Below are 12,852 nucleotides of genomic sequence, written 5' to 3'. Positions count from 1 at the left end.
TCAGCCGGCCGCGGCGGTGCCGGGGAAGCGGACGACGATCGTCGTGCCGCGGTCCGCTGCGCCGAAGCCGACGGTCGCGTTCAACCGCGCGACGGCGGAGCGGACGATCGCGAGCCCTAGGCCACTGCCTTCCGGGCTGCCCGGTGCGCCGAGACGGACGAAGCGATCGAACGCCACCTCGCGCTGGCTGTCGGCGATGCCCGGGCCGTCGTCGATCACCGCGATCGCGGTCTCCCCGCGCGACGTCTGGAGGCTGACCGTGACCGTGCCGCCGCGCCGGTTATAGCGGATGCCGTTGTCGACGAGGTTCGACAGGATTTCGAAGATCAGCGTCCGGTGGCCGGGTACCTGGTAGGTTTCGACCGGGTCGGTTTCGAGCGTGAGGTCGATCCCCGCCTCGATCGCCTGGTTGATCTGGCGGGTGATGACCGCAGCGGCCACCTCGCGCAGGTCGACGGTTTCGAGCGGGGCGGACACCCCCGCCTCCTCCGCCCGTGCCAGCGCCAGCAACTGGGTGACGAGCCGTTCGAGCCGCGTCACGGCATCGCCGATCTCGTCGAGCGCCTCGTGCCGTTCGGCGCCCGAACCGCGCCGCGCGAGCGCCACCTGAACCTTGAGGACCGAGAGCGGCGTGCGCATCTGGTGAGACGCGTCGGCGGTGAAGCGGCGCACGCCGACCGTCGCGGTATCGAGCTGCGCGAGCAGTCGGTCGAACGCGCCGGCAAGCGGGCGGAGCTCGCGCGGCAGCGGCCCCGTGTCGAGCGGCGAGAAGTCGGGCCGCGCCCGCTTGTCGCGCGCCTCGATCGCGCCGCGCAGCCGGGCCAGCGGGCGCAGGCTCCACCCCAGCGCCGGGCGGAGCAGCAGCGCGGCACCACCGACCAGGACGCACTCGCCGATGAGCAGCGCGATCATCAGACGGCGGGTCAGGGCTGACCGATTGTCGATCGTCTCGGCGATCTGCACGATCACCGGCCGGTTGATCCGCGGCAGGTCGCGACGGACCTCGGCGATGCGGATCCGCTGACCGCGATAACGCGCAAAGCGGTAGGCGGGCACATCGACCGCGAGCCCGGCGGGATCGGGTGCGGGCAGGTCGGCATAACCGGTGAGCAGGTCCCCGCCGACCGCGATGCGGTAATAGACATTGTCGCGTTCGGCGTTCTCGAGCATCCCGAACGCGGCGGCGGGCAGGTCGAGCGTGACCTCGCCGCGCTCGACCTGCACGGTCTCCGCGATCGCCCCGAGCGCGCCCCCGAGCACGCGGTCGCTGGTGCGCCGGACGACGTCGGTGATCAGCGTCGCGCCCACCACGCCGATCAGGATCGCCGCGGCGAGCAGCGGACCGAGCACCGCGACCAGCAGGCGCGTCCGCAGCGCGGGGGCACGCGCCTCAGCCCGCATCGAGCATATAACCGACGCCGCGGACGGTGCGGATACCTGGACCGTCGGGGGCGAGTTTGGTCCGCAACCGCGTGACATGGACCTCGATCGCGTTGCCGCCGACGGGTTCGTCGAACCCGAACACCTCGCCGATCAGCAGCTCGCGCGGCACGACGCGGCCCGCGCGCATCGCCAGCGCCTCGAGCACCGCGCGTTCGCGACGGCGCAGCTCGAGCACCCGGCCGGCGATATCCGCATCGCCCGTCGAGCGGTTCATCGTCAAGCTCCCCACGCTCAGCACCGGGAGCGGATCGCCGCCGCGTCGCCGTCCCAGCGCGCGGACCCGCGCCTCGAGCTCCTCGGGATCGAACGGCTTGCGCAGATAGTCGTCGGCGCCGAGATCGAGCCCGCGCACGCGGTCGTCCAGCGCATCGCGTGCGGTCAGCATCAGCACGGGCACACGCTCGCCGCGTCGCCGCAGCGTCTCGAGCACCGCGAAACCGTCGATCCCGGGCAGCCCGACATCGAGGATGACCAGCGCATAGGGCTCGCCCGCGACGATGCCGAGCGCCTCCTCGCCGCTCGCAACATGATCGACCGCATTGCCGCCCGCCCGCAGCAATGCCGCGATGCTGCGCGCGAGGGCGGCGTCGTCCTCGATCAGCAGAATGCGCAAATCGGCTTACCTCGTTGATTCAAAAGGGCGTGAAAGGTTGGTGACAGCTTCGATTCGTATTCCACCGCTACTGCCTATCCGAACACAGAGACGGAAGGCGAGGAGAGGTGACGATGGCACGAATGGTTTTCACGATCGGATTGCTGGCCACGCTGACCGGGTTCGCGGCGACCGCGGTGTCGGCGCAGCGTCCGGCGGGCTATCCCCGCTCCTATGACACGCTGATCGAAAGCGCACGCGCCGAGCGGCAGGTCCGGATCTATGGCAATGCCGATCGCGCCGAGCTGCTGCCGGTAGTCGCCGCCTTTCGCAAACGCTATCCCGGCATCACCGTCCTCTATGCCGATCTCGGGTCGACCGAGATGTATCGCCGATTCGTCGCCGAGACGCGCGCGCGGCGCCTGTCCGCCGATCTGGTCTGGTCGTCGGCGATGGATCTGCAGGTCAAGCTGATCAACGACGGCTTCGCGCAAAGCTATGCCAGCCCCGAAAAACCCGCGCTGCCCGCCGTCTCGGTCTGGAAAAACATGGGCTTCGGCGTCACCGCCGAGCCGATCGGGATCGTCTACAACAAGCGGCTGCTGCCGCCGGCGCGCGTGCCGCGGACGCATGCCGCGCTGGAGGCGCTGCTGCGGACGCAGCGCACCGCGCTGACCGGGCGCGTGACGACCTTCGATCCGTCACGCTCGAATGTCGGCTATCTCTATCTGTCGGAGGACATGGCGATCACGCGCGACACGCGGTCGTTGCTGGAGGCGATCGCGGCGACCAAGCCGGTCCTGTCGCGGACCAGCGAGCCGATGCTGCGCGGCGTCGCCGAGGGCCGGCAGGCGATCGCCTACAACGTCATCGGCTCCTATGCGCTCGAGCGCGCGAGCACCGATCCGCGGATCGGCGTGGCGTTCCTCAAGGACTATACGATCGTCACGTCGCGGATCGCGTTCATCGCCCGCGAGGCCGCGCATCCCGCCGCGGCCAAGCTGTTCCTCGACTTCCTGCTGTCGCGCGAAGGCCAGTCGCTGCTCGCAAAGCGCAGCCTCTGGCCGGTCCGCACCGACGTCCCCGCGCGCCGCCTTCCCGCCGCGCAGGCCCGGCCGATCCGGGTCGGACCGCAGCTTCTCGTCACGCTCGATCATCTCAAGCGCCAGCGCTTCCTGCGCGACTGGACCGCCCTTCTTGCCAACGGAGCCTCTTCCCGATGACCCCATTTCGTACCGGCTGCGCTCTCGTCGCGCTGATCATCGCGACACCCGCGCTCGCCCAGACCGGGGCACCGGCGCCCAGCGACGCCGACCTCGCCGCACTGGTCCGCGCGCAGGCGGCCGAGATCGCCACGCTCAAGTTCCGGCTCGACCGGCTCGAGACCAATGCGGTCGTCGCACAGGCGGCTGCGCCCGCGGCCCCCGTCCAGCCGACCGCCGCCGCGCCGCAGCCGCAGCTCGCGCAGACGGGCGAGCCCCGGCGGACCGTGCCGTTCGCACCGCAGCTCGCGCCCCCCGGCCCCGCCGACCGTAGCGTCGCACAGGCCGTGGCGGCACGCGACAATCCATCGGGCCTGACGACCGAATGGGGCGCGGGCCTGCCGGTCTTCCACTCCGCGGACGGCGTCTATACCTTCAAGCCGCGCGGCCGGATCCTGACGGATGTGAGTTCGAGCTTCGGGTCGAAATATGACGGCCGCAACATCACGACGACGGGGATGCGCGCGCTGCGCCTCGGTCTCGAAGGCGGCGTCGGCACGCATTTCTTCTATCAGTTCGAAAGCGACTTTTCCGAAAACGAGGTCGACGTCGTCACCGCGTTCGTCGGCTGGCGCAACCGGATCACGCCGGGTCTCGATTACGACGTGCGCGCAGGCCATCTGTTCAACGACCGCAGCTTCGAGGGATCGACCGGGTCGGACTCCACCCCGTTCCTCGAGCGCACGACGGTCGCCACCGCGATCATCCCGCAGCGTGGCTTCTACGGCATCGGCGTCATGCCGCGGATCTTCTGGAAGACTGGCCACGCGTCGGTCACCGTCACCGGCGACCGGATCGACGGCACGCAGACGGTCGGCGACAGCCGCACCGTGCTCGGCCGCGCGCACTGGAATCCGATCAAGTCCGACACTGGCGTGCTCCATCTCGGGCTCTGGGGTTTCGACGAATCGCTGTCGTCCGTCGCGGGCACGCTGACCCGCAACACGGTGATCGGCGGACGCTTCAACGGCGCGTTGCGCGTGTCGAGCGGACCGCTGACGGGCGGGACCGGGACGACGGGTTACGGCGTCGAGCTCGGCGGCTATCGCGGGCCACTGTGGGTGATGGGCGAAGCCGGCCAGCGCAATGCGCGGCTCGACGGTGGACGGCCCGATTTCGTCAGCAAGGCGTGGAGCGTGTCGGGTGGTCTCTTCCTCACCGGCGACCTGCCGCCCTATAACCCGCGGCTCGGCAGCTTCGGCCAGCCCAAGGTGCTCAAACCCACCTTCGATGGCGGCGTCGGCGCGATCGAACTGACCGCGCGGTACGAGAGCCTCGATTACAGCGACCTGCTGACCGGCGGCGACGGCTGGGCCGCGACGGTCGGGGTGAACTGGTATCTCAACAGCTTCACCCGGTTCCAGGTCAACGCGATCCAGTGGAACACCGACAATCGTGCGGGCGATTATGTCGGCAACGACAGCGGCCAGACGGTCAGCGCGCGCGTCGGTGTGACGTTCTGATGCGGCGCGCCGTNGGGTTTTGCCCCCACCCCCCTTTTTCACGCCCTTTTCTAGGACGATGCGATGAACCTTGCCCTGCTTGGCTTCCTGATGGTCGCCACGTTCATGACGTTGATCATGACCAAGAAGATGACGCCGCTGGTCGCGCTGATCGTGATCCCCTCGATCTTCGGCGTCTTTGCCGGCGAGGCCGCGGGTCTCGGCCCGATGATGATCGACGGGATCAAGAACCTCGCGCCGACCGGCGTGATGCTGCTGTTCGCGATCCTGTTCTTCTCGACGATGACCGATACCGGCCTGTTCGATCCGCTGGTCGGACGGCTGATCCGGATGGTGCACGGCGACCCGATGCGGATCCTGATCGGCACGGTCGTGCTGTGCGCGCTCGTCAGCCTTGATGGTGACGGCTCGACCACCTACATCATCACGATCGCCGCGCTGCTGCCGCTGTACAAGCGCTATGACATGAACCGCCTGTATCTCGTCTGCCTGCTGATGACGACGAGCGGGATCATGAACCTGACGCCGTGGGGCGGGCCGACCGCACGCGCGGCAAGCGCGCTGAAGCTCGATCCTGCGACGCTGTTCCTGCCGCTCATTCCCGGCATGATTGCAGGGCTCGCCTTCCTCGTCGGGCTGGCGGTGTATTTTGGCCGCAAGGAGCGCGCGCGCATGGGCGAAGCGGGCATCACCGCGACCGACACGTTCACCGGCATGGCGGTGTCGCAATATCCCGAAGCGCGCCGGCCCAAGCTGATCTGGTTCAACGCAGCCCTCGTCGTCACGCTGCTGACGCTGCTGGTCTGGGGCATCCTGCCGCTGTCGGTGCTGATGATGCTCGCCTTCGCGATCGCGATGATCGTCAACTATCCCGGCGTCGCCGACCAGAAGGAACGCATCTCCGCGCATGCCGGCAACGTGCTGGCAGTCGTGTCGCTGATCTTCGCGGCGGGCATCTTCACCGGGATCCTCGGCGGCACCGGGATGGTCGAGGCGATGAGCAAGGCGGTGGTCGGCGTGATCCCGCCGGCGATGGGCCCCTATATGGCGCCGATCACCGCCGCGCTCAGCCTGCCCTTCACCTTCTTCATCTCGAACGACGCCTTCTATTTCGGGATGCTGCCGATCCTCGCCGAGGCGGGCGCGCATTACGGCGTCGCACCCGAGGCGATCGCGCGCGCGTCGCTGATGGGCCAGCCGGTCCATCTGCTCAGCCCGCTGGTGCCGTCGACCTATCTGCTCGTCAGCCTGGTCGGGATCGATCTGGCGGATCATCAGCGGTTCACGCTGGTGCCGGCGATCCTGGTCTGCGCGGTGATGACGGTGGTGGGCATGATCGCGCTCGCCTTCCCGTTCGTCGCCTGATCGGTCCGGCCGCCCGATGATGCCCCCCGCCATCCGCCCCTTGCTTCCCGCCACCGGAGACACCGCATGACCCGTTCGCCGATCCCGCTCGTGCTGCTGCCTGCCATGGGGTGTGACGGGCGACTCTGGGCACGGCAGATCATGGATCTTGCCGCGCTCGCCGAGCCCGAGTTTCATGACCTGTCGCAGGACGACACGCTGTCGGCGATGGCCGCGCGCGTGCTCGCCAAGGCGCCGCCGCGCTTCGCGGTGTCAGGGGTCAGCCTGGGGGGCTATGTCGCGATGGAGATGGTGCGGCAGGCGCCCGACCGGGTCCTGCGTGTCGCGCTGTTCGGCACGCGCGCGTCGATGACGATGCGTCCGCGGACGGTCGACGGCCAGGGGCTGCTCGCGACCGCGCCGCATGCCGATCCGCGGCTGACCGCGATCGTGGCGGGCCCAGTGCAGGCGATGGCGGACCGGGTCGGCAAGGCGGTCTTCGAACGCCAGCAACGTGCGCTGCTCGAACGGCCCGACATCAGCGATGCGATCGCCGCGATCCACGTGCCGACGCTCGTCGCGGTGGGCGATCGCGACCGGATCTGCACGCCCGACGATGCGCGTGCGCTGGCCACGCTGATCGAGGGCGCGCGGTTTCACGAATTGCGGGGCTGCGGCCATCTCGCCCCGCTCGAACGGCCGGGCGAGGTCACCGCCCTGCTGCGCAACTGGTTGCGCTGACGCGCGCGGCGGGTCCGCGAACAAAATGCGATCATGTTGATGCAGGTTGATAGGAATGGCGGGACATTCGCGCCGCCCGACCGCGTTGATGCTCGCCGATACCGGCTAGGAGAGAGCAGACATGGCCGTCAAATTTGCAGGAACGATGAACGCGATCAATCGCGGTCTCGACGCGACGAAGCCCGCCAAGGGCGCCGACATGGTCGAGGATTGGGAAGCCGCACTCGCCGATATCGAGACACCCGGCGCCAAGGGCATTCTTCGCGACCTGGCATCGCTGCGCAAGCAGCTCGAGAAGGACGCGCCGGACGCCGACCGCGTCCATGCGCTGCTGCACCGGCTTGGTGCCGCGACGACCAAGATCGCGGAAAAGGCTGACACGTCGCAGGACAAGCTGCGCGCGCTCGGCGAGGCGCTGACCGAGGCGGGCGAGGACAGCCCGGACGAGGAAGAGGACGTCGCAGCAGCCGCAAGCCCGAAGCGCGCGCGCAAGAAGGCCTGAGGTTCAGGCGCGGGCCGACACGTCCGCCGGCCCGCGCCTTTTTCTTAATTCGGCATCGCGCCCGCAGCGATGACACGCAGCGGTGCCACGCGAGATCAGCGCGTCCAGGCATGGGGGCCGACGAGCGTCCCGACGAAGCCGCCCGCCATCCGGGTGCTCAGGAACCGGACGTCGACATCTGATGCGAGCGTGCGCGGCGTTGCGCCGGTCGTGTAGCTAAAGCGCATCGTACCCCCGGATGCGTCGATCGTCAGCGTGACCGGGCCTGCCGGATCGACCGGCGCGCTGGCCACGAGCTGCTCTTTGCCATCCTGCGTCGTATAGAGAGCCACGACGGGCTTCTCCGCTATCCGCGTCAGCCCGAAGAAGAGATGCGCCTTGTCGCTCTGCATCGCGACGAGGCCGGCACGATCGCCGGTCTTTGGCGAGAATCGCAGCGTGGTCGAGATCGTCGCGTCGTGATGCTGCTGGCGCCGGCCGACAAAGGCGGGAACGCCCGCGAGATCGCCCATGGGTGCTCCCCGGCCGAGCACGAGCTCTCCACCGGTCAGGCGATAAAAGGGTGCCTTGGGGGTGCGGACACCGACCCATTGCATCGCTAGACGATCGCCGTCGAACTCGTCGACATAGGAAAAGGCGCCGGCCGTCGGCACTGGCCCCGGGCGTTGCGCAGGCAGTCTGGGCGACGCCGCGACTTCGGGGACGCGCTGCCCCTTGGGCAGGATGATCGGCCAGCCGTCCTTCCAGGTCACGGGGAGCAGGAACGTCTCGCGACCGATATTGTAATAGTCGCCTGAATAGGGCCGGACCGCGAGGAAGGTCGCCCACCACTCGCCCGTCTGAGTCTGGACCAGTTCGGCATGCCCCGCCGATGTGATCGGCCGCGACCTCGCGGGGTCGAGATCACGCTGCGTCAGTATGGGGTTGCCGGCATAGGGCTCATAGCGGCCGCGCAAAGTCCGCGACCGGAGCACGACCTGAGAATGATTGACGCTCGTGCCGCCCTCCGCGGCGGTCAGATAATACCAGCCATCCTTGCGGAAGATGTGCGGCCCTTCGATCCAGACCGGCTTTTTCGACAGGTCGACGCCGCCATTGACGAGCTGCGTGCTCTCGCCGACCATCTGCCCCTTGCGCCAGTCATATTCCTGGATCCAGATCGCGCGGTGCCCGTCATAGCGCGGCGGTTCGGCGGGGGCGCGGTTGTTGACGATATAGGCCTTGTCGCCTTCCCAGAAGATCGAGGGGTCGATGCCCTCGAACGGCAGCCAGATCGGCGCGGACCAGGGGCCGGCCGGATTGCGCGCGGTGATGACGAAATTGCCTTTGCACTCGACGCAGGTGTTGACGATGTAGAAGACGCCGTCGTGATGGGAGATGTCGGGCGCAAAGACCGCCTGCGACGTCCGCATGCCGGTGAAGTCGAGCTGATCGGGGCGGTCGATCGCGTTGCCGATCTGAGTCCAGTTCACCAGGTCGCGCGAATGGAAGACCGGCAGTCCGGGAAAATGCGCGAACGACGAATTGACGAGATAATAGTCCTCGCCGACCCGCGTGACCGACGGGTCGGGATAATAGCCCGACAGGATCGGGTTGCGATACTGGTTGCGCTGCAACGGTGCCGCACCGGGCGACCGCCCCTCATAACTGAACCGGCTGAACCGGGGCGATGCGTCGGACGGCGCGGCGGCGGTCTGCGCCGGACCGCCCTGCGCGACGCTGGTGCCGGCGAGCGCAATGAGAGCGAGGGTGAGGATGCGCATGAGGGGGAATCCTTTGTCCGGGGCGGGCGGCGGTACCAAAACTGCGTCGTTCGTGTCCTTCGGCGGCTGCCGGGACGATCGCGCAGTGGCGACCGTCCCGACCGTCGGTCCTAGAAGGTGCCGCGCAGGCCGATCAGGAACTGACGACCCGGCTTATACTGCGTGAAGGTCGCATTCTCGAACTGGAAATAGGACCGCAGCGTCGCGTCGGTGAAGTTCGACACGTTGACCGTCAGCTGCGGTGCGCCCGCCAGGCCGAAGATCTTGTCGAGATCGAACGACGACGAGAAGTCGTAGGTCGTATAGTCCGTCCCGAACAGCGCCGCCGCCGGGATACCGTTCTGCGCCGCGCCGCTATTCTGTGCGCCCTGACGCGAGGTCGTCGCCACCCGGAGCATCACGCCGTTCTTCTCGTAGAAGCCGGTGATGTTGTAGGTGAAGGGCGACACGCCGAACGCCGTTGCCGGGCCATCGCTGCGCTGATCGACGATCGTCGCATTGGCATTGAAGCCGAAGCCCGTGACGCCGATCATCCGGGTCAGGAAGTCGAGCGGCTGGACCCACTGGAATTCGAGGCCGTTGATCGTCAGCTTGTTGGGCACGTTGACCTGCGACGTGACCTGAACCTGCGCGACGCCGGGGCCGCCGCGCGACTGGATCGCGAACTGCTGGTTGGCGTTGAGCGTGTCGAAGGTGATGCCGTATTGCGCCAGCGCCGCGAACGGCACGGTGTTGATCGCGGTGTTGGTGAACCCCTCGATCGACTTGCGGAACGCGTTGAAGCTGACGACGCCTTCACGGCCGGTATAATATTCGAAACCGAGGTCGAGGTTGGTCGACATATAGGGCTTGAGCGCCGGGTTGCCGATGTTCGCCTGATCCGCCGACGGCGCACCGAAGTTGACCCCGGGAAGCTGCGCCGAGGGATCCGGACGCGTCATCGTACGCGAGCCGGCGACACGCACCACCGCCTGGTCGCCAAGGTCATAGGCGAAGGTCGCGGCGGGCAGCCATTTCGAATAGACGTTTCGCGTCGACACCTCGCTGACGATATTCACGTAGCGGCTGCCGTCGGGCAAGCTCGCGCCCGTGCTGGTCGTGTTGCGCGGATCCGGCAGCGAGACGCGGCCCGTGATCGTCTGGATCGTGTTGACGTAGCGTACACCGACATTGAACCGCAGCGTGTTGTCGCCGATCTGCTGCGCGCCGTTGAGCGTGGCGAAGGCGGATTTTACGACCTCGCGGATCGCACCGCCGCTGGCGCCGGTGTTGGCCGCACCCGTCTCGGGCGCCGCGTCGTGGAAGCTGTCATAGTTGGTGGCGGCGGCAAAGGCCGGCCAGTCGACGGTGACGAACCCTGCCGGACCAGGCTTCAGATAGCCGGGCACCGCCGCATTGGGGACCAGCGAGCCGCCATAGCTGACCGGCCCCGCCAGGCCGGTGGTCGCGCCCGTGCCATAGCCCGGATAGCTGGGATAGCCCGCCGGCGCGGCGCCGGGGGCGTCGAGGCCTGCGCAGGGCGGCTGGGTGTTGGGCGATGCGACGAACACGTTGGGATTGTTCCCGCAGACCGCATTCTGCCACGCCTGGCTGTTGTCGAACCCGCGGATCCGCCGCGACACGTCGTCGAATGCGCCGCCGATCTTCAGGTTGAGCGCCTTGCCGCCCCAGGTCAGATCGCCACGCGCGCCCTTGCTCTTGTTGAGACGCCGCTCGTCCTGGATGCCGACCCGGCTGCCCGCGTTCCAGCCGAAATTCGCGGGATCGTTCAGGTCGAGCCCGCTCTGGATCGTCGGGATTCCGCCGGTGTTGCTGTAGGTGACCGTATTGCCGACGCCGAGCGGGGTGGTGAGGCCCACGGTCGGGCTCTCGCGGTGGAAGGTCGACCGCGCATAATTGCCCTGCAGCGAGGCCTTGAGCGTCGGCGAGATCTCCCATTCGCCGCCCGGGTTGATACTGACCAGCTTGGTCGTCTCGGTATAGGGGCGGAATTCGTTGAAGAACTGCGCGTTCGCAAACGTCCCGCCGGTCACGACGCATCCGATCGTGCAATCGGGATTGTCGAAGGTCAGGTTGGTCGGGATGATCGCGCCGTTGCGGACGATCCAGGCCATGTTCTCGCGGGTGAGTTCGTTCTTCTTGTAGCCGTACAAACCGTCGATGTAGAAATGCAGCGCGTCGGTCGGCTGCCATTCGGTGCTGACGATCGCGTTGATCCGGTCGCGCGGGCCGCGGATGCTGGTCGTGCGACCGAGCCGCGGGAGCAGCGCATTGTCGATCTGCTGGATCGTCGCGCCGGGGTTGTTCGCAAGCAGAAACGCCCGGTCGATCGGCGTCCCCGCGACCAGCCCGGCGCCGGCGCCGGCGGGCACCACCGCCGGGATCGTCCAGTTGCCGCCGCCGGTCGTGTTGCAGCCCGACGTGGCGCTGCACTGCGCCGCGGTCAGCGCCGGATTGGTATAGCCAATCGTCTCGAACCCGCGCGTATCGGTGAACAGCCTTTGTGCCGACACGCCGGCCAGGATTCCGAACGTGTCGGTCCGCCAGCTGCCGATCAGCGCGCCGCGCGCGCCGATCCGGTCCTCGGGCGACTGGCGCGTACCCTGGACGTTATAGTTCAGGAATCCGGTCGCGCGGTCGAGCGGACGTGCCGAGCGCAGATCGATATTGCCCGCCGCGCCGCCCTCGAGCAGGTCGGCCGTATAGCTCTTGTTGACGGTCAGCTTGGTGAACAATTCGGTCGGGAAGAAGCTCAGGTCGACCGAGCGATCCGTGCCCTGCGCGTCGGTCGCACCCGACGACGCGACCGCGATCGTCGCGCCGTTGAGCGTCACGTTGGTGAAGTTCGATCCGAGCCCGCGGATCGCGACGTTGGTCCCCTCGCCCGTCACGTCGCGCGTGATCGTGATGCCGGGAATGCGGTTGAAGGATTCGGCGATGTTGGTGTCGGGAAACTTGCCGATATCCTCGGCAAAGATCGAATCGGTGAAGCCGGTCGACGCGCGCTTGGCGTCGGTCGACTTGGCGAGGCTCGACCGGTAGCCGGTGACGACGATGTCCTCGCTGGGCGTGCCCTGCGTGTCCTCGGTCTGCGGCGCGGGCGGCGTTGCCGGGGCGGGATCCTGGCCATTGTCCGGCACCTGCTCCTGCGGCGGCGGCACCGTCTGCGCCAGCGCGATCGACGGCGCCAACACGGCCAGGGTGGTAGCGCACAACAAGGCTGCACGCGTCAGACGCGGCTGTTGAAATGCCTTCATGATCAGGGTCCTCTCTGTGGGGTCGTCGCCGTTCGTTGCGGCATACGAAGTCGGTACTGGGGCGCGGAAAGCGGGTCCCGGTTTGGCTAAAAATGTGATGCTATGTGCGTATTCGGTAGGCCGGTCAGGCTATCAGGGCTCGCCGAGCTGATTCAGGGGGAAGCGCGCCGGCGCGACATCCGGCGCGGGCATCCGCCGGCCGATCTGGCGGCCGCGACATTGGCCGGACACTTTCATGGTCACTCATCCTATCCCTCATGAAACCGTCTGACGCAGTCTGATGTTACCGGTATCTCGCCATGATTGGTTAGCGAGTCAAGCCGGTTTTGGTTTGGCCAATCCCTTAGGCCCTTTCTGCGGGCCGTGAGGACGTCCGATCGGGGCGGTCCGTGGCGCATTTTGGTCTCAAGGGTTGCCCGCTGCCGCCGGTAAGCGAATGCCCTTGGCACGTTGCCGCTATTCCAGATTGACGCAGTGCAGCATAA

General features: G+C 67.7%; 9 protein-coding genes. 5 read left to right on the top strand and 4 right to left on the bottom strand.

Features of this window, described 5'->3' with window-relative positions:
- Both IFS44_RS00450 and IFS44_RS00445 read right to left on the bottom strand, forming a co-directional pair.
- A complete protein-coding gene (locus IFS44_RS00450) occupies positions 1-1,401 on the bottom strand; it encodes a sensor histidine kinase (protein ID WP_192097076.1) in 1,401 nt (466 codons plus the stop codon).
- Positions 1,391-2,056, bottom strand: coding sequence for a response regulator transcription factor (locus IFS44_RS00445; RefSeq protein WP_192097075.1), 666 nt, complete (start codon positions 2,054-2,056; stop codon positions 1,391-1,393). The genes IFS44_RS00450 and IFS44_RS00445 overlap by 11 nt, the downstream gene beginning before the upstream one ends.
- Before the next feature lie 113 nt (positions 2,057-2,169).
- Here IFS44_RS00445 and IFS44_RS00440 point away from each other — a divergent pair, with 113 nt between their 5' ends.
- From IFS44_RS00440 to IFS44_RS00420, 5 genes are all read left to right on the top strand, one after another.
- Positions 2,170-3,258, top strand: coding sequence for an ABC transporter substrate-binding protein (locus IFS44_RS00440; protein WP_192097074.1), 1,089 nt, complete (start codon positions 2,170-2,172; stop codon positions 3,256-3,258).
- Positions 3,255-4,760 carry an OprO/OprP family phosphate-selective porin gene (locus IFS44_RS00435; RefSeq protein WP_192097073.1) on the top strand — a complete coding sequence of 502 codons (1,506 nt, stop codon included), beginning with the start codon at positions 3,255-3,257 and terminating at the stop codon, positions 4,758-4,760. Before IFS44_RS00440 ends, IFS44_RS00435 begins: the two co-directional genes overlap by 4 nt.
- 63 nt (positions 4,761-4,823) lie before the next feature.
- Positions 4,824-6,125, top strand: a complete 1,302-nt coding sequence (locus tag IFS44_RS00430; protein WP_056408458.1) for a CitMHS family transporter — start codon at positions 4,824-4,826, stop codon at positions 6,123-6,125.
- Between the two features lie 66 nt (positions 6,126-6,191).
- A complete protein-coding gene (locus tag IFS44_RS00425; RefSeq protein ID WP_031440721.1) occupies positions 6,192-6,845 on the top strand; it encodes an alpha/beta fold hydrolase in 654 nt (217 codons plus the stop codon).
- A 121-nt stretch (positions 6,846-6,966) separates the two neighbouring features.
- Positions 6,967-7,347 carry a hypothetical protein gene (locus IFS44_RS00420; protein ID WP_031394795.1) on the top strand — a complete coding sequence of 127 codons (381 nt, stop codon included), beginning with the start codon at positions 6,967-6,969 and terminating at the stop codon, positions 7,345-7,347.
- A gap of 95 nt (positions 7,348-7,442) precedes the next feature.
- On the opposite strand, the gene IFS44_RS00415 is transcribed toward IFS44_RS00420, so the two are convergent.
- Together IFS44_RS00415 and IFS44_RS00410 are read right to left on the bottom strand one after the other, a co-directional pair.
- Positions 7,443-9,110, bottom strand: a complete 1,668-nt coding sequence (locus IFS44_RS00415) for a glycoside hydrolase family 43 protein (protein ID WP_192097072.1) — start codon at positions 9,108-9,110, stop codon at positions 7,443-7,445.
- A 110-nt stretch (positions 9,111-9,220) separates the two neighbouring features.
- Positions 9,221-12,367, bottom strand: coding sequence for a TonB-dependent receptor (locus IFS44_RS00410; protein WP_197977709.1), 3,147 nt, complete (start codon positions 12,365-12,367; stop codon positions 9,221-9,223).
- Positions 12,368-12,852: the final 485 nt, after the last annotated feature.

Source organism: Sphingomonas sp. CFBP 13706 (genome assembly GCF_014842355.1).
GTDB classification, from domain to species: Bacteria; Pseudomonadota; Alphaproteobacteria; order Sphingomonadales; family Sphingomonadaceae; genus Sphingomonas; species Sphingomonas aerolata.
Note: the sequence above shows the minus strand (reverse complement) of the source record. Positions and strands in the feature narration are given on the sequence as shown.

Excerpts from the sequence above, each read along its gene's own strand:
- IFS44_RS00450 (WP_192097076.1), bottom strand. The coding sequence starts at position 1,401 with ATGCGGGCTGAGGCGCGTGCCCCCGCGCTGCGGACGCGCCTGCTGGTC.
- IFS44_RS00440 (WP_192097074.1), top strand. The coding sequence starts at position 2,170 with ATGGCACGAATGGTTTTCACGATCGGATTGCTGGCCACGCTGACCGGG.
- IFS44_RS00435 (WP_192097073.1), top strand. The coding sequence starts at position 3,255 with ATGACCCCATTTCGTACCGGCTGCGCTCTCGTCGCGCTGATCATCGCG.
- IFS44_RS00430 (WP_056408458.1), top strand. The coding sequence starts at position 4,824 with ATGAACCTTGCCCTGCTTGGCTTCCTGATGGTCGCCACGTTCATGACG.
- IFS44_RS00425 (WP_031440721.1), top strand. The coding sequence starts at position 6,192 with ATGACCCGTTCGCCGATCCCGCTCGTGCTGCTGCCTGCCATGGGGTGT.
- IFS44_RS00420 (WP_031394795.1), top strand. The coding sequence starts at position 6,967 with ATGGCCGTCAAATTTGCAGGAACGATGAACGCGATCAATCGCGGTCTC.
- IFS44_RS00415 (WP_192097072.1), bottom strand. The coding sequence starts at position 9,110 with ATGCGCATCCTCACCCTCGCTCTCATTGCGCTCGCCGGCACCAGCGTC.
- IFS44_RS00410 (WP_197977709.1), bottom strand. The coding sequence starts at position 12,367 with ATGAAGGCATTTCAACAGCCGCGTCTGACGCGTGCAGCCTTGTTGTGC.